This is a genomic window from Cupriavidus sp. D39 (genome assembly GCF_026627925.1).
In the GTDB taxonomy this organism is placed as follows: Bacteria; Pseudomonadota; Gammaproteobacteria; order Burkholderiales; family Burkholderiaceae; genus Cupriavidus; species Cupriavidus ulmosensis.
The window spans coordinates 3107415-3127115 of record NZ_JAPNLE010000009.1; the positions used below are offsets into that span (position 1 = coordinate 3107415).

The 19701-nt window shown below is 58.9% G+C and carries 18 protein-coding genes; 10 read left to right on the plus strand and 8 right to left on the minus strand.

The genetic code is table 11. The annotated features are described in order from the left end of the window. Nucleotides 1-77 precede the first annotated feature (77 nt). The 9 genes from OMK73_RS26660 to OMK73_RS26695 all read left to right on the plus strand — a co-directional run bounded on the left by OMK73_RS26660 (nt 78) and on the right by OMK73_RS26695 (nt 13299). The gene (locus tag OMK73_RS26660; protein ID WP_267604636.1) at nt 78-2414 is read left to right on the plus strand and encodes a hypothetical protein; all 2337 of its coding nucleotides are present in this window, start codon (nt 78-80) and stop codon (nt 2412-2414) included. Between the two features lie 25 nt (nt 2415-2439). Further along, nucleotides 2440-4563, plus strand: coding sequence for a hypothetical protein (locus tag OMK73_RS26665; protein ID WP_267604638.1), 2124 nt, complete (start codon nt 2440-2442; stop codon nt 4561-4563). Between the two features lie 342 nt (nt 4564-4905). Beyond that, entirely contained in the window at nt 4906-5283 is a 378-nt protein-coding gene (locus tag OMK73_RS39390) for a DEAD/DEAH box helicase (protein WP_420715578.1), read from the plus strand. Nucleotides 5284-5369: 86 nt separating this feature from the next. Then, nucleotides 5370-5951 (plus strand): hypothetical protein, encoded by a 582-nt coding sequence (locus tag OMK73_RS26670; protein ID WP_267604639.1) that lies wholly within the window; start codon nt 5370-5372, stop codon nt 5949-5951. A 41-nt stretch (nt 5952-5992) separates the two neighbouring features. Then, nucleotides 5993-9625 carry a helicase-related protein gene (locus OMK73_RS38435; protein ID WP_324291769.1) on the plus strand — a complete coding sequence of 1211 codons (3633 nt, stop codon included), beginning with the start codon at nt 5993-5995 and terminating at the stop codon, nt 9623-9625. A 539-nt stretch (nt 9626-10164) separates the two neighbouring features. Beyond that, nucleotides 10165-10425 carry a hypothetical protein gene (locus tag OMK73_RS26680; protein WP_267604641.1) on the plus strand — a complete coding sequence of 87 codons (261 nt, stop codon included), beginning with the start codon at nt 10165-10167 and terminating at the stop codon, nt 10423-10425. Nucleotides 10426-10686: 261 nt separating this feature from the next. Continuing rightward, nucleotides 10687-11289, plus strand: coding sequence for a recombinase family protein (locus OMK73_RS26685; protein ID WP_267604642.1), 603 nt, complete (start codon nt 10687-10689; stop codon nt 11287-11289). Continuing rightward, nucleotides 11282-11656, plus strand: coding sequence for a hypothetical protein (locus OMK73_RS26690; protein WP_267604643.1), 375 nt, complete (start codon nt 11282-11284; stop codon nt 11654-11656). Before OMK73_RS26685 ends, OMK73_RS26690 begins: the two co-directional genes overlap by 8 nt. Before the next feature lie 311 nt (nt 11657-11967). Beyond that, the gene (locus OMK73_RS26695; RefSeq protein ID WP_267604644.1) at nt 11968-13299 is read left to right on the plus strand and encodes a tyrosine-type recombinase/integrase; all 1332 of its coding nucleotides are present in this window, start codon (nt 11968-11970) and stop codon (nt 13297-13299) included. 17 nt (nt 13300-13316) lie between these two features. Here the strand turns inward: OMK73_RS26695 and OMK73_RS26700 are convergent, their stop codons facing one another. The 4 genes from OMK73_RS26700 to OMK73_RS26715 all read right to left on the minus strand — a co-directional run bounded on the left by OMK73_RS26700 (nt 13317) and on the right by OMK73_RS26715 (nt 15806). Next, nucleotides 13317-13475 (minus strand): hypothetical protein, encoded by a 159-nt coding sequence (locus OMK73_RS26700; RefSeq protein ID WP_267604645.1) that lies wholly within the window; start codon nt 13473-13475, stop codon nt 13317-13319. Between the two features lie 47 nt (nt 13476-13522). After that, nucleotides 13523-14050, minus strand: coding sequence for a hypothetical protein (locus tag OMK73_RS26705; RefSeq protein WP_267604646.1), 528 nt, complete (start codon nt 14048-14050; stop codon nt 13523-13525). Nucleotides 14051-14370: 320 nt separating this feature from the next. Then, nucleotides 14371-14652, minus strand: coding sequence for a type II toxin-antitoxin system Phd/YefM family antitoxin (locus tag OMK73_RS26710; protein ID WP_267604647.1), 282 nt, complete (start codon nt 14650-14652; stop codon nt 14371-14373). A gap of 962 nt (nt 14653-15614) precedes the next feature. Beyond that, nucleotides 15615-15806: a hypothetical protein gene (locus OMK73_RS26715; RefSeq protein ID WP_267604648.1), complete on the minus strand. Its 192-nt coding sequence runs from the start codon at nt 15804-15806 to the stop codon at nt 15615-15617. A gap of 145 nt (nt 15807-15951) precedes the next feature. Between OMK73_RS26715 and OMK73_RS26720 the strand changes: the two genes are divergently transcribed. Further along, entirely contained in the window at nt 15952-16083 is a 132-nt protein-coding gene (locus OMK73_RS26720) for a hypothetical protein (RefSeq protein ID WP_267604649.1), read from the plus strand. Nucleotides 16084-16577: 494 nt separating this feature from the next. On the opposite strand, the gene OMK73_RS26725 is transcribed toward OMK73_RS26720, so the two are convergent. From OMK73_RS26725 to OMK73_RS26740, 4 genes are all read right to left on the minus strand, one after another. Beyond that, complete coding sequence (locus tag OMK73_RS26725; protein WP_267604650.1) at nt 16578-16997, minus strand: type II toxin-antitoxin system VapC family toxin; 420 nt, start codon at nt 16995-16997, stop codon at nt 16578-16580. A gap of 2 nt (nt 16998-16999) precedes the next feature. Next, a complete protein-coding gene (locus OMK73_RS26730; RefSeq protein ID WP_267604652.1) occupies nt 17000-17587 on the minus strand; it encodes a hypothetical protein in 588 nt (195 codons plus the stop codon). Between the two features lie 544 nt (nt 17588-18131). After that, nucleotides 18132-18692, minus strand: coding sequence for a ParB/RepB/Spo0J family partition protein (locus OMK73_RS26735; protein ID WP_267604653.1), 561 nt, complete (start codon nt 18690-18692; stop codon nt 18132-18134). A gap of 401 nt (nt 18693-19093) precedes the next feature. Beyond that, the gene (locus OMK73_RS26740; RefSeq protein ID WP_267604654.1) at nt 19094-19684 is read right to left on the minus strand and encodes a hypothetical protein; all 591 of its coding nucleotides are present in this window, start codon (nt 19682-19684) and stop codon (nt 19094-19096) included. Nucleotides 19685-19701: the final 17 nt, after the last annotated feature.

Sequence of the window (19701 nt, forward strand, 5' to 3'; positions counted from 1 at the left end):
CTAGCATGCGGCGCCCCTCCTGGCGAAGAAGAGGCTGTAGAGAGGGGTTTCGGCGAGCATTTCTCGCCGACCCATTTTTGATTGATTCTCTGCGATTTGGCTCGCAGCGCTATTCAACTCACGGCGTGCCAAACTTCTTCGCGTATCTCGCGGTGACGCTGTTTATCGATAGCCTGCTCGAGGGCAACTATGCATCGTCTGGCGCCTTCCGAACGAAGCTCGCGAAATGGCTCGACGTTGACAACAGCTTCCAGCAACTCAAAGGAGTTGCCTGCATGTGGGAGGAGCTGGTTGGTTGGCTCGACGGGCGCATCAAAGCTGGTGAGCCATTCCGGCGTCTAGTTCTTCCGGAACAACATAGCTGGACACATATCGGCTATACGCGGCGTCTGTCGTTTCCGAATCGAACGGACATCCGGCTCATTGAGCGTTTTCTCTCAGAGCATCCTGGGGCCCTTAGCGAACCTCATATTGTACTGACCGAGTTCTGGAGAACGCTGCTCGATAGACGTGCATCCTGGGGACTGACAGTTGCTTTCGAGGAGTTTAGGCAATCTTACCTTCGCCGACGCCGCGCACTGGCCGATCATCGTTTTTGGCGCCTACTCACTCGAGTTCGGGCGAGCCACGGTAGGTCTGAACGAAGCAATACCATTATCGAGATGATCTTCGATGAGGATGGCGACAGGTCCTACTGCGGGCTTTCCGAATACGATGACGACCGGCGTTCCTACCGAAGTTTGGACGATGCTCTCCTGCAAGAGGCGGCGGCACGCAGCGGTAACCTCGGTGCCGCCGTCGCTCGTGGTGTGCTGTTTTTTCGGCAGTGCGGGATAGGCCGATGGATAGCAGATGCTGAACTAGGAAACTCAGCGAACGGTGTGCATGTGGGGCTCCACGCGCGGCATTTAACTTTAGTGGGAGCTCAACTGGGTCGCCTTCTTTCCAGTTCGGGATGGTCGATTACACAGGAGCCACAGGCAATAAGAAGAGCCGAAGAGGCACTCATACGTGCACGCTTGTTAATCACCTCCGGCGAGCAAATTTTTCGGGCATCAGTGTCAAATGGCATTCGAGTCAAGGGAGCTTGGCTTGGTCGGCCAAACTTTCTTCCTACAGTTGAAGCCGATACTACTGATTTCACCGTTTCGGACAAGATGGGTGTGTCGGGTGTCCAAGCACTTCACGTCACAGAAGGCGGCCAACTAATCACTGCCTCTCCTTTAGCTGGTTCGTATGTCGTCGAACCGGCGCTTCTGGATGGCGAAGAGCGCCCACAGTGGAGTCTTCGATTACAGTTCGCGAAAGACGCGCTCCCGCACCTTGCCATCGACGGTGCCCGTCATCGTCTGCCGCGACTCAATGACTGGTCTGGGGCTTGCTCCTCGCCGATCGTGTCTAAAAACCAAGACCCTCTCAAATGGGAAAGTGGACGAGTAGCAAGCGAAGATTTGCTCGAGGCCGTTTACGCCGATGGCGTGTCCGGTTGGGAGGAAGCTGAGCTCGTCGGTCTTATCCGTCGCGCTGGCCTTGACGTCCACCCGTGGTCGATGCTTCGCTGCCTCGGTGATGCCGGCCTTATAGAGCCGCGGCTCCGCGAAGGATGGCGGGGCCGGAGCTGGACGTTAGTCGCACCTCGTATCGTCAGGCTCCACATGGATGCCAACGAGCTTGTCTTGGTCGAAGGTGCGCTGTGTACACGGCTTGTCGAAGACTTTCAGTTGGCAGTTGATGGCTTGGGTGGAACTTGCTTCCGGCGTCTTGGAATAAGTGAGCTGTCGCCACCAACCATTGGCGCCAAAAATGTACCGGCCGAAGCACTTGCGCAGCGATTGAGCTGGCCACTAGTCAGCAACGCACGCGTAGCCGGCATTTCACCTCTCGCATTGGAGACTGCGAACCGTCATGCTGAACTCTACCAACTGGCTTCAATTTGGGACTGGGATCAGCGCCGCTTCAAGGATCATGCCACGGGACATAGCCCCGTCCGACTCACACGGCGTATCCATCCGGGTGGTAGGGACCATGACATATTTCGGGTCGAGCATCATGGTCAATCGATAAATTATTTGTCGCGTACTGCGGCGATATGTGCAGCACATGCAGCTGCGTCGGTCCCCTTGTTCGAGATACGCGAGAATAGGTTAGTTCGTCTCGCGCACGATGGCGGCGTACCAGACGCTCTCGCGACCGACTTGCGGCGTCGACGAATTAGGACGGCGGGACCGATTGACGATGCGTACGCCTACCCAGCAACGGAAAGCGATGCTAAATGGCTTGCCTCATTGCTCCCTGGATGTGTGGCAGGCATATTGTCCGCTCCCAAATACGATGCAGGTCAGGTTATCTCTACGGCGCGTAGGTCTGCCGGACGATTGCGACCCCTGTGGCGTGGGGGACGACTCCTTTTATGATTTGCGATAGTTGAGGTATGGATCGATGACGGGAAGCATTCCTTGGTACGCGGGCCGATGCGTGCGACGCCACGATGTAATCGCACATATCGAGATCATCTCCCGCCGAACGGAAGATGGCTGGGCATTGGTCGAAAATGCGCAAAAACTATTTCCCCGGTCAGGCGAGGTCGAGGTGCGCGGGGTGGACACCAGATCGCTTCGCTCGGGTGAATGGGTTGCTCTGCAGATTGCCTCCAGGGAGCGAATGGGGCGCGGTCTATGGAAAGCCGCACGCCACCGACGGCTTGCCCATTTTGCAGACTTATCGCATCTCGGATCCCTTGATGATGCGCGCAAAGTACTGGCTATTGACGGCCTGCAAACCTCCGAACCTTCGGGCGCATGGATTATTCGGATTCGTGATAGTGAAGTCGTTCAAATGGACCTCGTTCGCTATGGCGAGGGCGGGCTCATTGCGTCGAGCACATCGAAAGTACTTGCCTATGTTTTTGATCCGACAGCTGTCGTTCAAATGCCAAATGGCGTGGCTCGTGTCGCGCTGTACGACCTTGGGCAGGATGCTTCGCCTAGTACCGCCTACGACTGGTCGCCAGAGGATAACTATGTTGCCCGCATCGTCCGCTCGCTCGCCGGAGCGCATGATCCGCGGATCGCTGACGTCATAGCCTGGCTCGAGCGGCACGCTGACGAAGTTACTGGTCGCTTGTCACTTAACGGAGCTGACCTTGCCGCCGCATATGAGGCCTTGCGCTCTGGCGAGCTTGCCAAACGACTGGCCGCTGATCAAGAGCTGCTGCGCGCGTTTGCTATTGCTCTCGGGTCAGCGCCGAAGATTAAAGGCTTGATCGAGGCGGAAATAGCCATGATCGCTGCGGAGGAGCGCGGAGCGATCCGAGCGTGCGCGCAGTTGGAGCTTGCAGAGGAGATTCAAGACAGCCGACGCGAGCGACTGTCTGCCCTCGACGCCGAGCTTCGAACACGCGAGGATGAAGCGCGTACGGAGTTAGAGAGGCTTCTAGCTGCACAATTGGCAGCTGTCGATGAGACATTGGCTGAGCGGAGGGAAAAAGGCAGCGCCGAGATTAATCGAAGCATTGGGCTTCAAAGGGCAGCTCTTGATAGCACGGTGGCTGAGCTAACCCAAGTGCGGGACACGCTCGCCGAAGAGGTCCGGGAGCTCGAGCCTATGGTAAGGGAGCTCAGTACCGAGCTCGCGTCGCTACGAGAGAGTGAAGCTGAGGCTGCAGTCAACCTGGATCGCCTGCTGGCCGCAGCTACAACGACGGGGGCGCTGCCGAAGGGCAACTCAGCCGAATCCCTAGTACCGATTCCGGCCCCCTCTCGTAGTCGAATTGTCGCCGCAAGTGATATGTGGCAGGCCATTCGGCGCTGCGCGCTGCTTACCGACGCCGGCAGAACACTTATGGAGCAGTTCCTCGCCCTTACACTTGCCGGCGACGTGCCAATTCTCACCGGCCCGGAAGTTGCGGACTTTCTACTAATCGCCGAATCGATGCTTTCCTCCGGAGCGTCGGCGCGGCTTGTCGCTGACCCCACAGTCCTATCATTTGAGGATCTCTGGATGCGGGCGGGGCTCGGGGTTCTAACTCCACTGGGGCAGGCACTCAAGCTCACCGGTGGCGACAACCCCGTGACTCTGGTCGCGGTAATAGAAAAGGCTGAGCAATCTGGCTCACGCTTCTGGTTTCCGGCGCTTGCCGACCGTGCGCGTCGCGGCGGGCTACCCCGGCGGCTACTCATTTGCACGACGGTCGAGGACGAGACCTGTGAAGAAGCTAAGGTCCTTCTATCTCAAGGAGTGTCACTCGATATGAGGTCCGTAATCAACGAAGGCGCGGCGGCTATCGCCGCACTGGCGCTAAGCGAAAGTGAACATCGTGAGTTTGATCCCGGTGAGTGGATGACTGACGTAACCGAGGGTATGCGAGCGACAGCGACGATCGCTGATCGGCTCGACATAGCAAGGGGAATCCGTGCTGCGCGAGCGGCCGCTGAGGCATCCAGGTTGGCTCCCGTCGATGAATCACAGGCACACAGTCTCGCAATAGCAAATCTCTTCGTAAAAAAATCGGCCGGAGACAGACCGGCACTTTCGATCCTACAACAGGGAAAATCCAGTGCTTGATCCGATTGGCGGCTTCAGCCGTATCAAAGATTTCTTCATCTCGTACGTGGAGACAAACTTCCGGATCTCAGATTCTGCCGCAGCCAAGGCACGCTTTGAGCTTCTGAATACTCTCAATGTGCTCGCAACCGAACCATTTGTCGAACCGGTATTGCGATATGAATCGCACGACAAGACGCTAGAGGAACTCGCGGCGCAAGCGAAGGGGCCGCTCGAACCTCTTTCCCCGAAGGGCCGCCGAGCATTCGTTGAGCTCGCATTGTCGGGCCTATTCGATGGTGAGTCGAGTGAGGGGAAATCCGGCGTAGGTCACTGTACGCGCCCTATCGGCATCAGATCTCAATGCTTGAGCGGGGGCTCAGACCAGGCCATCCAGGGATCGTGGCGTCCGGGACAGGTTCGGGCAAGACTGAGAGCTTCATGCTTCCCGTACTGGCCGCAATCGCGAATGAAGCGGTGACCTGGCCAGAACCGCCGAAAGACTATCTACAGAACGACTGGTGGGCGGAAGCCGGTTCAAGGTGGATCCCTCACCGTCACGGGGAAGCGAGGCCATCTGCTGTGAGAGCATTGGTCCTATACCCGATGAATGCGCTCGTCGAAGACCAGATGGTTCGCTTACGCAAGACGCTTGACTCCGATGAAGCGCACGCCACGATGGACGATCGGTTCGCCCGAAATCGAATTTTTTCGGCCAATACACGAGTTCGACGCCAGTAACAGGCTATGAGCGCCATCCTCGTTTGGCCGACGACTTAAAGGAGAAGGCACGGCGTGCGCGACGCGTCAAACGGCTCCGCAACGCCATGCAAGCCACTAAGGCTAACCAGGACGCCGCACGGGTTCACGATGAACAAGCATCGAAGGAAGCTACCGAGCGTGGAATGCAGACGCCCGACAAGACCAGATTCATCTTTCCCTCAGTAGGCGGTGGGGAGATGACGTCCCGCTGGGACATGCACGACGCACCACCTGATGTCTTGGTTACTAACGCTTCGATGCTGGGCGCGATGCTTTCGCGCGAGGTCGAGGATCCAATATTTGACCAGACGCGGGAGTGGCTTCTGTCAAATGAGGATGCGTACTTCTACCTCATCTTTGACGAGCTGCACCTTATCCGTGGTTCGGCGGGTACTGAAGTCGGCTTTCTTATGAAGTCGTTGCTAGATCGGTTGGGCCTGAGCCGACCCGAGCATCGCCACAAGCTGCGCATACTGGCATCATCAGCTTCGCTGCCAATGGAGGGGGACGGAGGCATTCAGTCGCGGACCTACCTTCGCGATTTTTTGCGCCATATGGTACCAGTGCAACCCGAGGTGACCCAGGGTCGACCAGTCCAGATTTTTGGAACGATTGTGTTATCAAGGGCGTGCCTAAGATACCGTTAGCGCTCGGAGGAGCCATCGATCCAGCACCGTTCGTTCGCCTGATGCTTGCGGCACTCAAGGAACAGAACGGGTTCGTCGCTAAGCTGAGGAAGACTCCGGAAATTAGCGCCGCGATCCATGAGGCAGCGAGCGCACTGTGCGTCGCTGGTCAGAATGATGACGATCTGATCAAGAAGCTCGCTGAGGCTGCGGCCGCCGTTTTGACCAATGCGTGCAAAGATGGCGAAGGAGTGCGAGCAACCGCCGCTAGCGAAATAGCCCGCCGGATTTTCCGCTCCAATGAAGAAGATCCAGATATGGCGCTGCGAGGGTTTATGCTTGCTCGTGCCCTACCAGAGTCCGGCGAATGGCAAGCGAAGGTTGCAATTGAGACGCCTGCATTTCGCGTTCACACATTTATTCGCAATATCGAGGGCCTATTCGCCGCTCCTCAGCTACGCGACGGAGTCGTTACCTTCAGAGATTTCACGGTCGAGCGTGGGACATCGCATGCAGCGCCGGGCCTAGGGGAAAAGCGAGGCCTTCGGCTTTTCGAACTGCTCTACTGTGAAGCATGCGGCGACCTTTTTGTCGGCGGTCAGCGTGGACAGAAAAGCACTACAAGCAGGGCCACCGAACTTCTACCGTCGACCGCGGATCTTGAGGGGCTGCCCGAGCGCGCTTCGTCGGAGTACTACGACTCTATGAAGCTCGATGAGTTCGCTGTGTTCTGGCCACGGCGCGATGAATGGGCCGGTTCAGAGAAAGATTACGATCGTTGGGAGCCAGCGTACCTCAATCCGGAGACAGGTGTCGCAACTATCCATGAAGATGTGCCGGATGGTCGCATTGGAGGGTATCTTTACTATCAAGAAGACGCAGCCGTTAGAGGCCCGAAAGGCAAGATCACTGGGAGCAAATCTGCTCAGCCTTTTTGCTGTCCGAAGTGCGGGACCGATTATTCAAATCGACCGGCGGCAAATCGTTCACGTTCCCCAATTCGCGCGTTTCGCACCGGCGTCACAAAGGCGTCTCAACTTGTAGCAACAGAGCTCTTCGAGCTGCTCCACGCAATCGGTGCTGCGCCTAAGGGCATCGTTTTCTCCGATAGTCGCCAGGACGCAGCCAATCAGGCACTAGAGATCGAGCGCCTACATCTGCGTGACCTTCGACGAGAAGTCCTCGTCGCCGCGGCACGGAGCTACGTTACGAGGGCGGCGAACGAGTGGATGTCTCACGATGATTTTCTGGCCCGCTTCTCGGAACTGCAGGAAGCTGGACGTGAGGAGGAGCGTGCGGCGTTGCTAGATCGCTATTCCAAGCAGAGTCGGGATGCGGCGGGCGGCGCTGGAGGTCGCAAAGTCAAGCTCGACCGTTTGTTGCAGCATAACGTCAGCGACGGGTCAATTGGAGACCTGGTAGCAGAGTTTGTCCGGATAGGCACTCACCCGTTTGATGAGGCGGGGCTGCAGACCTTCGAGCAAAGGCCTTGGTATCAGCTCTTTGATAAGAAGGGAGACGCGATCGACTACACGCAGACGCTCTCGCAGGCTTCGCGCGCCAAACTCAATGGCATCATCCTGGAGCGACAGTACGAGCTTATCGATGACGTCATCTTCGCAAACACATTCTTCGCTCTCGAAGAGACGGGACTAGCTTATCCTTCGGCGTCGAAGGGGATCGATGCTAAGGCGGACGAGTTGGACGCCTGGTTACGAGTATTTGCTAAAGCCACGCGTGTTCGCGACAATAAGTTTGCCGATGACAGTCGCATGACTGAATGGGTGTCTGGAGCCGACGTGTTTCACAAGCGGACGACTCGCTTTGCAAAAATGGTATTCGGTGACAATGGCCATGTTGAGGGGTTGACGGGAGTCCTCAATAGATTTGCCGATCTCGGACATAAGAGTGGCATGTTTGAGATAGGGAATCTTTATCTTAAGGTGGCTGAGGCAAGCGATCCATATTGGCGTTGCGGCAATTGCGAACGCGTCCACATGCATCTCGGTGTCATGCGATGCACAAGATGTGGCGAGGGGCTCCAGAAGGAGCCTACCGGTAAGGTTGAGGCGCTGTGGCGGAGCAATTTTCTTGGCCGTCGCATTATGCGAAGCCACGACGACGGAGTAAGTCGTTTTCGTCTGCGAGTCGAAGAGCTCACTGGCCAGACTGATGATTTTTCGGAGCGATTGCGTAAATTCAAGGGAATTTTTGTTGACGGCGAAAGTGAAATTCAGAAGCTCTCTGCTGAGATAGACATGCTGTCCGTAACAACCACCATGGAGGTGGGAATCGACATTGGCGCACTTCAGAGCGTATATCAGGCGAATATGCCTCCGCAGCGGTTCAACTATCAACAGCGAGTCGGTCGTGCTGGACGTCGTGGACAAGCATTTTCCTTTGTGGTGACCTTTTGTCGTGGGCGGAGCCATGATGCATACTATTTTGCGCATCCGGAAGCGATTACTGGTGATCAGCCGCCACCTCCTTTTCTTGCTGTTAGCCACGATCCCATTCCGCTCCGGCTGCTGCGCAAGGCGTGGCTCCGTGAGGCGTTCAAGCTACTGCGCGACGAATGCAAGGCGAAAGGTCAAATCTATCCCGGTGACATACTTGTACCGCCAGATGTGCACGGTGAGTATGTAACGACTCGCGATTATTTTTTTGACTCGGAGGCCGCATGGAAAGACCGGCTTCGTCGGGCTCTTGAGTTGACCATACAAAAGCGAGATGATTATGCTCACGCGGCGACTTTCAATGAAGCGCAGCGCGATCGCTTGCTAGCGAGGGCTACGGTGGATGAACTTTTGTCCGATATTGACGAGCTCGGTACGCTCGCCCCTAACGCCGGATTCGGGCTCGCTCGCTTTCTAGCCGAAGGTGGCCTACTGCCGATGTACGGTATGCCAACTCGAGTGCGCGAGCTCTACCTCGGCCTTCGCTCCGACAAGGATAGCGCCTCTCCTGAGTACGAATGGTCCACAATGGATCGAGACCTTGATCTCGCGGTTTTTGAGTTCGCTCCCGGTGCGATCTTAGTAAAGGATAAGCAAAAGCACCGCGTAATAGGCTTCACCGGTGACCTAGCGGAGCCTCAGCGCCGTGGTTCTGATGTTGAGATACGGGCTGTTTCGAACTGGCTCGAGTCCAAGACTTATGTCGCTCTGTGTCCGAGCTGCGGCTCGGCGAAACACGATGAAAGCGAGCCTGCCACAGTATTGAACTGTGATGATTGTCACGAAGAGATTCCGCCGGAGGAGTTTCATCTTTACGTAACACCTACCGCGTTTCGCACTGACTTTCAACCGAGGACCAACCTGGATGAGGTTGGTCGAATGGCGTTTCGAACGGTAGCGACGGTGCTTCGCGAAGGGGAGCGAGTGGCGTACGGGAAAATGGCAGTTCGTCGTGGTGCGGATGTCACTGTTATGCAACTTAATGATGGCGTTTCAGGAGACGAAGGTGAGGGCAACCGATTTGTCATCAATCTCGCCCAGGATCAGGGAGTACCGGTGCCATTGCGGTCGAAGCCGCTCACAATCGACGGACCCCAGGCAATTGAATCTTCTTTCTTGGAAAAGGAGCGCGGTAGTCGCTGGGCGGCTAAGCAAGATTCTCAGATGACCTTCGGCCTCATTGCTAGCAAGAAGACTGATGCCCTCTACTTAGAGTTGACAACTTTGATCCTCGACTAAACCTCGACATGGTTACACGGCGTGGCTCAAATTCAAACCTGCCGACGCGCGCCGCGGCTATCAGCGCAACTCAGATACTTATCCAGAAGGCAGCACTTGAGCTCGACGTCTCGTCGGATGAATTCGAAGCACTCGAGCCGCGTCTGAGGTCCGGACTTCCGATGCTCCAGATCGCTGATGCTTTGATCAATGGATCGGGACTCTGTAGACGACTTGGAGAGTCCATAGGTTGCGGCCGACCGCCACAAATCGTGGAAATGATTCACTCAATTCTCGAAAACCAGGAGGAATGGCCTCTTCAGGACTTTGTGAGTGTCAATCACGAAGGGGCTCACTTGGAGCGTTGTTGGACCTCATGCTATCGATGCATTCAGCGGTATGGTAATAGGCGCTATCACGGTATTCTCGACTGGCGTTTGGGTCTCTCATATTTGCGCGCGATGGTATCGCCCGATTACACGTGTGGACTTACGCGCAGCGATGAGGGCTTGCCCGAGATATTTGGATGGCGCAGGCGAGCACACGAGCTCGCCGAGACCGTGGCTGAAATGCGCCGGGGCACTCTTAAATACAAGTCGTTGGAGTATTCTGGTCTTCCTTGTCTCATCGAACGCACGCTCGACGGTGTGGAAGTCGGGCGCACCGTCGTAGTTCATCCGCTTTGGCGGCATACCGATCCGGGAGTAATGGCTGAGCTTCTGGGGCCGGAATGGTCGACCAACCTTCGTTTTGTCGACACGTTCAACCTTGAACGGCGTCCTCTACGCGCGCTTGCGGAACTCAATGATGCGCCTATATAGGAGGCGCGATCAGTCGCGTATGCGCCGCTTTGCGGCCTCGAAAGACGAGAGGTGACATCACGGGGCGAACTGGCGACCTAGCGGTGGTGTTCGGCGCGAATTGCTGTGGCTCCTCTCTCAGCAGTCGGGCTTGCGTTAGACGTGTACGAAATCGACCGTCTACGTACTGGGGCCGCAGGTATGTACGTAAATTAGTCTTTACTTATTTCGTACTACCCACATAATGCGTACACCCTCAACGTACAGATCAGGAACGCAGCCATGTCCCGAACCTTCGCCTACGCCCGGGTTTCCACCGCGGACCAGACGACCGACAACCAGGTACTCGAGATCCAGACGGCCGGCTTCGCTGTCGAGCCGCACCGCATTGTCGTTGAGAACATCTCCGGATCCGTCGCCGCCGGCGAGCGCCCTGGGTTCGCCAAGCTGCTGCACAAGCTGGAGGCGGGTGACGTGCTGATCGTCACGAAGCTGGACCGGCTTGGGCGGAATGCGATGGACGTGCGCGCCACGGTCGAGCGTCTGGCCGCGATGGGCGTGCCGATCCACTGCCTTGCGCTCGGCGGCGTCGACCTGACCAGCGCGGCCGGCAAGATGACGATGGGCGTGCTAAACGCGGTTGCGGAATTCGAGCGCGACCTGCTGATTGAGCGTACCCAGGCCGGGCTCGCTCGCGCCAAGTCAGAGGGCAAGGCTCTGGGGCGGCCGGCGGCGCTCGCCGAAGCAGAGCAGGCCGAGGCGCTGGCGAAGCTCGCCGCCGGCGTCTCGATCGCCCAGGTCGCCCGCGACTACGGCACGACTAGGCAGAGCATCATGCGCGCCCGGGACAGAGCAGCAAGCCGCCAGGGAGTCAACCATGCATGACGAACAGGGGGAGCTCGCGGCGCTAGTGGAGCCGGCCCGCGAGGATCTGCTCAGGATCGGCAGAGCACTGATCGACGACGAGAGCGTCAAGGTCTCGAATTTGGTAGGCGAGCTCAACGAGATCCAAGAGATGGTCGATGATATCGGCAATCCCTACCTCGGCTTCTGCTCGCAGAGCGGCCGGCTCGGAGGCGTTATGTTCGTGATGGGCGAGATTGGCGCCTCCATCTTCGAGCTGGCCGGCACCGAAGCCGCCAAATCCGACCGGCAGCTGAGGCTCGAGCTCCGAGGCTATACGCCTCGGCCTTATTCGCGTGCGCGTGGGGCGTGCCAGCCTTGGCTATCGGCCTCCGGCGGGGCTATATGAAGCCCAGACCGTGACAACCTGAGTGGAAAACTGTCGCGCGACAACCACGCACTACGCTGATATTGCCCTGCCACTGATCTGGCCGCCTCTATACAAATCTGCGCACCCACTGAAGAGCTCGGGTCACAGTTATTGAGGGCGGCACCCAACCACCTGGGGGAGTGCAACGCACACCACATGGTCAAATGCGAGAACCTGCACTCCATGGACCATGCATGATGTTTGAGAACTTTCGCAAGAATCGGCAATTGCGGCCCCGCATCCGGGGCGCACGCCCAGAATGCGCGCCGGGTTTCAGGCTTAGCACAATCTTGAAGTTGTATCTGCGGCTGAACAGGCATCGACTGCACCCATACTTCACACAGAGCCTTGTGCAGTCGTTTGAGCATTTTTATGCTACCAATGGCGACCTTAGCCTCTCCGAAGTACGAAAGTCACATATCAGGGCGCATATAGCCAGGCGCATTGCTATGGGGCTGAAAACCAACTCTGTGCGCAGAGAGATCGCGCATCTAGCAGCGGCCACCAGTGCGTACCTGCGTGAAAAGGAATTGGATAGCCCGAATCCATTCCACGGCGTGTCAATTCCAAACGAGGGGCTTGATTCGACTCAAAGGCTCCCAATGCCACCGGACGATATCGCAAATCTCAAGGCCAGCTGCTACAACGAGGACGACGAAATTCGCTGGCTGCTAGCGATGCTTATCGACACCGGCGCGCGCATTGCCGAGATTGCCGGCCTGGCCCTATCGGACATTGTTCTCAATCACCGTTACCCGCACATAGATATCCGTGCACATGGCTGGCGAGGGCTAAAGTCAGCGGCCAGTATCCGAAAACTTCCCCTGGTGGGTGTGGCTTTGTGGGCTGCCAGCCGAGTCGTATCGGAAGCGAAGCCTGGGCAGACACACGCCTTTCCACGCTATAACAAGCTCCCTCAAACGAAGCGCAACGGGGCCGCATCGTCCATGGGAGCCTGGATGAAGCAGCGTGACATTCATTGCCAAATTCACGGCCTGCGCCATGCTTTCGTAGATAGATTGCGCCGGGCGGGATGCCCGTTAGATATTCGGGCCACCCTCTGCGGCTGGTCAATTCGATCTATAGAGACTCGATATGGAGTCGGCTTCGGCCTAGCGGAAACCAGCCAATGGATGGCGAAAATCGATGACTCCACGCACCTTGAGGCCGCAAGAGTGCTGCCCTCGGCAGGCTTTGGTAGAGAGCTATGCGCGTACACCTGCGCCTCCAGAATCTTGGCGTTCATTACAGCGAATGGGCCCGCGACGCGGCAGGATATGGTACAGGCGGGGATCATGGACAAGGTGGACGTGCGTCGCGGCCTTGAATACGCAAGGCGGTACAACGCGATTGAGCGGCTGGATATGAGCGCCTTTCCGAGGCGAAAAGACACAAAGTACCGCATGACAGGCAAGATTATGCCTCGCTCGCCAACACCAAAGCGCACCAGACGGCGGTTACCGCCGCTAAAGAACTCAGCAAGTCTGGTTAGGCACCTGCCACCGTTCGTTCGTCTCGCCCCGGCTCAGTGTTTCCAGTCGAAAGCAGTTGAGGAAGACGCGCCTTGGCGGTGGCTGCGAAATGCGCGCTCGCAGAGCAGCGCAAGGAGCGCCATAGATTAGCTGGACTGCCTGGGCGATTAAGGCCACAGCGGATCGTCCATGTCGTCCGGTTCTGCCTTCGTGCGCCCCGCCGCGGCCTTGCGCTTGCGCATCACGTGGTAGGCCGTCAGTACGGCTTGCGCCACCAGGCAACGGCCACAGCAGTAGTGTCCCAACTCCGCGACGGCACGATCCACAAGGCCGGCCACAGGCGACGGATCTAAATGTTAAGCCCGCGGGAGGGTCAGTCCTGATCGAAGAGGCCGGTCTCGAAGCCGAGCAGCGCGCGCGCCATGGTATCGGCCAGGTCGGACAGCGCAGAGTGAGCGGCGGCGCAATCAGAATCAGCAAGGGGTTCCTGCAGCACGCCGTAGACCTTGTGCGCCAGGATGGCGAAGGCCTGCGTGCCGGCGAGCACCGGGTCGCGCAACTGATCGCCGGCCACCATGCCCTCGAGTTGGCCAGCCAGGAAGTGTGCCAGCCCACCGCCGTCGTTCCACTCACCCATCGATTCATAGGCGGCATCGTGGCCGGCGAAAATCCGGCCCATGCGGCTGCACTCCGTCCCATCGGCGGCCGCGGCCTCCCACGGCGTCGAGCGCCCTTGGCAGACCGCCACGTAGCGATCTGCAATGCCGGCGATGAAGTCGCGCACCACGGCGCCAATGGCCGTCAGGTCGCCCAGGTAGGGGCGCGGGCCGGACGCGCGCTCGAGCGCAAGCTGCCAGCCGGACGAACCGGGGTTGCTGGTGATATCGGACGTCTGGTCCATGTTTGCGCCTTGATGTTTTGGCGATACTAGCATTCGGCCCAAGCCATATGCAGCAAGGGCTGGCGGGGCACTTGACTGCAAAGTGTTAGGCTCTAACCCCCCGGGGCCGGGCCATCCAGTGTGGAACTTCGACGCTTTCTGGGCAGAAACGATGCCTGCGCAAGGCCGGCCTTTCCACCATTGCGCTCGACGGCAAATCGATCATCGCTCCGAAGTGAGCAACCCGAACTGGTGCACACAGGGCGCCATCCCGTCGCGCAGTCAGCGCCTGGAGTGTGACATTCGATGCGGCGTCGCATAGACCAACTCCAGCAGCAACGTCAATTCTGCCCATCCCCCTCAAACATACGCTGGATCTCCGCATTGTCTTTATCGATGTCATCCGGGATTTTGCGTTTCCCCGCTGCGATGCCAATTAGCCGCTTCCCGCTTGCAGTGGGAGCAATGCATAGCGCCGCGGTCGGTTGAGCGAGCGGAACCAGCTTAGCTGCTGGCCTCCCGTCTGCGCCAAGAATAATAATCTCCTGCTCGGCGCCATTGCGGACGGCTTCGATCAACCTTCCCAGTGAAGATTGGGCCTCCGCGAGATTGACTGTTGACATAGAACCCCCAAGTGCTTGCGCTTCGACTATAGGAGGGCAAAATAGGCGGCGCAACCGCAACACAAAGAGGCCGCCGCCGCACGCCCCTCCAGCTCCTGCCAGCGATCGACCAGGCGCGCAGTGAACTCGGGGAAGAGCTAGGCGACGATCACCTAGCTGTCGCGCTTGCTGACGCGATACTCGGCGATAGTCTTCGGGCCAGGGCCGTCATTCGACACTCCCCCATTGGGGGGAGTGTGATCACCCCGCGTGAGACAAGGCGCTCGATGGACTGCTTCACCTTATCGTGGCGCGAATCGACCAGATCCGTAATCTCGCGTGACGACTGGTGGCGGTTTCATCTTGGCGCAGGTCAGCACCGACAGCAGTGCTGCGGAAAAGTGTCAGAGCCTGACATTTTTCCGCAATGTGAAATGACGTCAAGGACTGACACCCGACACTTCCAGGAACCGAGTCCACAACTGTCGAATTTCGACACTTTTCGGTGAGCGACATGATCAGTGTCGGAGACTGACAATGCTGCATGGCCCATCGAGTGTCAAGGTTTGACACTTTCAAGGCAGCCCGACCCGGTCGCGTGGGTATCAACCGTTGACGCTCGACAGGATCCCACCGAGCCGGCGTCACTAAGCGACATCTTTTTTGTGAAAGGGCCAAGGCTCTGTCACAGTGTGACACTCTGCGCGCTGGGCATTCCTGCCGCGCCCCGGTACCGCCCCCGTCCTGACCGTCAACGACGGCCGAGATAAATACGGGAAATTCCCGTATTCGCCCCGTCGAGACCAAGCGCACCTACGCAACTACTGGGTATTCGGTAGATTTGAGGAGACGCCGCGCGCGGCAAGGCACGCAGAGCAACCATAGGTTGCATCAAGAGCCTTCGCGAACGACCACGACATTTACCGGCCCCTCGTCGCCCGAATCCAGCCCCAGGCCCTGGCGCTCCCCATCCTGAATAGTCTTCACCGCCTCCGCAGCAGTGCCTCCAAGCTCTTCGACTTGATCGCGGCATAGGCTAGGTTCCGCACGGCGCGCCACTCACGGCGATGGCGGGTCAGCAACTCGGCGGGCTCGTCGACGGCAGCATCCGCGGCAACCTGCCGTGCCTGCGCCAGGGGTGGCGTTGGCAGGAATCGTCGTGCGTGACAACCCATCGGAAACTGAACCTGAATCGACAACCGGCGCCATGACCATCCTAATTTTGCCTAGCCGACGAGGTCAGCAGGCGCTCGGCGGCGGCGACGGACTACCTGGAAGAACGGTCGGAAGCCTGATGGTTGCTGGCCGAGGGCCCAAAAGATGGCCGCCGCCTACGAAGCGGCGCTGGCCGCCCATTCGTTCCCACACAAGATCAACCGATCGGACGCGTCGATTACCGACAGTTCGGATTCGGTCGATTCCATCGGTCATTGTTCCCGCCTGGGCCGGTAGAGCAACCACCGCCTGGTCCAGTGGAAAGGCCGCCGCCGGGGCCGGTGGACATCCCACCACCAGGGCCAGTGGAGAGCCCGCCGCCGGGGCCGGTGGAAAGGCCGCCGCCAGGGCCAGTGGACATCCCACCACCGGGGCCAGTCGAAAGGCCACCACCGGGGCCAGTGGACATCCCACCGCCAGGGCCAGTGGACATCCCACCACCGGGGCCGGTCGAAAGGCCACCACCAGGGCCGGTGGAGCAAGGCCCACCGGGGCCAGTCGAGCCCACGCAGTTCGCGAAAGCAGTTGCCGATGCAAACAGCAGACTGAAAAAGAATAGTAGTTTGGCTCGTGGGGTCATGTCTCTTTCCTTGGGCGTCAGGCGGGCACGCGCACCAGTTCGGACCGTCGTCCCTAGGCCACCTCGTGCTCGGCGACGGTGATCTCGGTTTGCTTGCTGACGCCCATGGCGCGGGTTTCCGGTGGTTGGAGTGGGGTGGGGCCGTCTGTCGTCAGACGGCGATGATGCACTGCTGGGCCAGGTGCTTCTGGTACTTGGGGATCTCGCTGTCGTGGGTCACCAGCACCAGGTGGCCGGACATGGCCTGGGCGATCAGCATGCGGTCGAAGGGGTCGCTGTTACTGGCGCCGACGGCGGCGGCCGGAGGCAGCCGGGTGAGTGCGATCGCGTCCGCCGCGGTCACGGGCAGGAGCTGACAGCCGGCGGCTTGCGCCAGCCCGACGACCTCATCGGGTGGATAGTTGAAGTCGCCCCGCTGCAAGGCGTGCTTGATGGCGATCTCCCACACGGTGGCTGCGCTGACGAAGTATTCGTGCTCTGGGTTGTCCAGCAGCGCTGCCGCGGCGGCCGGCAGTTTGCTGCTGTCCTCCGCGTACATAGCCCAAAGGAGGATGTGCGTGTCGAGCAGCAAGTTCAATTCCCCGTCCCCTCGAACATGCGCTGGATCTCCGGATTGGCCACGTCGATTTCGGCGGGCACCGGCCGCTGGCCGGCGGCGATGCCAATCAGCCGGCGCCGGCTGGCGTGCGGGGGCGGAAACATCGGGCGCGCTTCCTTCAGCGCCTGGTTCGGGTCAAACAAGGATGGGCCCAGCACGTCGGCGAAGGTGCGTTCCAGCGTGTAGAACGCGGCAGCCATCTCGCGCTGTGCGTCGGCATCCATCGCGGCAGTCATATCGCGCTGTTTGGCGGTGGCCTCGCGCTGTGCATCTGTGGCCGCGATGGCCGGCACCATGGACTGATGCACGCGCCACTTGAGCCGGGCGCGCGCTTCGGCGCGCGGATCGCTCGCCGCCACGACGTGCGCCCAAAGGCGTTCCAGCCGGCGCAGGCGCTCGCGCAGCTCGTTCACCTCGTTATGCACATCATCGAGCGACACCAGCTTGGCAGCGGGCCGGCCGGTGCGGTCACGGATCACCACCTCGCGCTCGCTACCGGCCTGCACGGCTTCAACCAGTTGGTCTAGCTGCTGCTGTGCCTGTTGGAGGTCAAGGGTGGACATAGCTGGCTCCTGCAGTTGGCACTATGGCCTCATTGTGCTTCGTAGTGGGTAACTTGCGCAAAGAGTCCCGAGAACTCGTGCTGGCAACGCTCGCAGGGATCGTCATGGCGCCGACGGCGCAGGCGCCCAGCGTTATCTCCGTCGACTCGCAGGCCAGGCACAGCGTGATGCCTTCGGCGATCACGCGTGTTTTCCATTCGTCCGGATCCAGTATGCTGCGGTCCTCCGCGATTTAATATAGCAAATCCTCATAAAAGTGACGCAAATGGCGCTTTTATGAGGATTTGACGGACTGCTACGACCCCGAAAGCGCCGATTCCGCCGCGGCTACAAAATATCGGTAGTACCCTTTCCCCTGCATTTTCGGCCGGATGTCCAATGCCGAAAGCTATCACTAAATGCGTGGGGATCGCCCACGTCGGGAACTGGTACGGGAATGTGAGTTGCAGTCGAACTGGCCGAACTGCAGGAAGCCCACGCGGATCTGGCGGTGCCGGCTATTTATGCCTCCAGTCGGAAGCCCGTATTAGTCAACTTAGTCCTTCTAGTCACGCTGCAACGCCAGCAGATTGGCATCGATAATCGCGCGGAGTTTATCGAAGTTGATATCGCCGGTGATCTTTGCCTCGCCGTCGAGCAGGGTCATCTTGACCACGCGCCCCTCACGCTGAATGGTGACCTCGTTCTCATTTGACATGGGCCGAGATAGGGCGTTATCCGCAGTGAGCGCGCGCGCCGCCTCGGCGTCGGAGAGCGGCCGGATAATACCAGGGATAGTGGCGCGCCCCATACGGCGAAAAGCCTCAGTGCGGTAGTGGCCAGCCACTAACTCGAAAGTGGTATTGTCTGACGTTTGTTCCAGGGAGCCACGAGTGTCGGCGACCGTCATCCTGCGTACGACAATCGGCGTGATTAGGCCAATTTCACTTATCGAGGACATCAGTTTCTTGATGTGTGCCTCATCGTTGCCCACCCGACAGCGGTATGGCGACGATCGGATCATGTTGACCGGGATATTGATTGATCCTTCCGGTTGCCGCATCAAATCCTCGAACAATAAAGCCATCTCCCTCTCCAACACTTCCGGCGGCCTGCGCGTGTTCATTGCTTTTTCCAACGCCTTATCTAACTTAGACATTGTCCTTGCCCCTATCTTCTCGTTCCAAATGGGCCGTCGCCACAATTCGCTGCGACATCGCCTCACCTTTGTGCGCAGCAGAATGTTATCGTCCATATGGCGACACTCGACAGCTGACAGAGTTTGACATTTTTTGCTCCCAGCTGGGAGCATGCACGCGCCAGCCTCCCCGACGAACGCTCCAAGCTACCGTGTTTGACACATCGGTCTCTGCCTATCACCGGCAACGTCGTCACGTGGCAGCCCACCTTGGTAATTGCCAAGGCCTTTTACCATGTGTTGCCAAATCAGGGGCGGCGTTCCGGCCATGCCTTCTGCCATTCTAGCTGTTGTGTTACCTCAAATCTGGCGTCAGGATGACATCCGCATCACTCGCCGCCCCGCACTACCGTGACCTTCACCGGCCCCTCGTCGCCCGAATCTAGTCCCCAGGCCTTGCGCTCACCGTCCTGGATGGTCTTCACAGCCTCCGCGGCGGTCTTGGCCGTGCGCGCCTTATCCAGATCCTTCGACTTGATCGAGTCGTAGGCCAGGTTGCGCACGGCGCCCCATTCCCGGCGATGGCGAGTGAGCAGCTCGGCGCGTGCATCGACCGCAGCATCCGTAGTGATCTGGCGGGCTTGCTCATGGGACGCGTCGGCGGGAAGAGCGGGGCGCGACAACCCTGCAAAAAACATGCTCGGAGCGACAACCTGCCGCGCCTCTGCCTGGCTCCCACCCGCATCCTGCTCGATAGTCCGCACGGTCTGTTCATCCGCTTTCGCATGAGCCTTGGCAACGAGGGTCGGCATGTCCAAGTGCTTATGCCAGCCGCATCTCTTCGCGTGCTTCGAGACTGCTTGCTTTGAAACTCCTACCAAAACGGCCACGTCCGAGAACGTCATCTGAGGCTCGGCCTCCCAGCGCGCGCGCGCCAATACCCACTGCTGGCCTTCTTTCCTGACTTCCGCCATCGCCATTGCTCCAGATTGTCCAT

Coding starts and splice junctions, on each gene's coding strand:
- OMK73_RS26665 (WP_267604638.1), top strand. CDS start 2,440: ATGACGGGAAGCATTCCTTGGTACGCGGGCCGATGCGTGCGACGCCAC.
- OMK73_RS39390 (WP_420715578.1), top strand. CDS start 4,906: ATGCTTGAGCGGGGGCTCAGACCAGGCCATCCAGGGATCGTGGCGTCC.
- OMK73_RS26670 (WP_267604639.1), top strand. CDS start 5,370: ATGCAAGCCACTAAGGCTAACCAGGACGCCGCACGGGTTCACGATGAA.
- OMK73_RS38435 (WP_324291769.1), top strand. CDS start 5,993: ATGCTTGCGGCACTCAAGGAACAGAACGGGTTCGTCGCTAAGCTGAGG.
- OMK73_RS26685 (WP_267604642.1), top strand. CDS start 10,687: ATGTCCCGAACCTTCGCCTACGCCCGGGTTTCCACCGCGGACCAGACG.
- OMK73_RS26690 (WP_267604643.1), top strand. CDS start 11,282: ATGCATGACGAACAGGGGGAGCTCGCGGCGCTAGTGGAGCCGGCCCGC.
- OMK73_RS26705 (WP_267604646.1), bottom strand. CDS start 14,050: ATGGACCAGACGTCCGATATCACCAGCAACCCCGGTTCGTCCGGCTGG.
- OMK73_RS26710 (WP_267604647.1), bottom strand. CDS start 14,652: ATGTCAACAGTCAATCTCGCGGAGGCCCAATCTTCACTGGGAAGGTTG.
- OMK73_RS26715 (WP_267604648.1), bottom strand. CDS start 15,806: ATGGGTTGTCACGCACGACGATTCCTGCCAACGCCACCCCTGGCGCAG.
- OMK73_RS26720 (WP_267604649.1), top strand. CDS start 15,952: ATGGCCGCCGCCTACGAAGCGGCGCTGGCCGCCCATTCGTTCCCACAC.
- OMK73_RS26730 (WP_267604652.1), bottom strand. CDS start 17,587: ATGTCCACCCTTGACCTCCAACAGGCACAGCAGCAGCTAGACCAACTG.
- OMK73_RS26735 (WP_267604653.1), bottom strand. CDS start 18,692: ATGAACACGCGCAGGCCGCCGGAAGTGTTGGAGAGGGAGATGGCTTTA.
- OMK73_RS26740 (WP_267604654.1), bottom strand. CDS start 19,684: ATGGCGATGGCGGAAGTCAGGAAAGAAGGCCAGCAGTGGGTATTGGCG.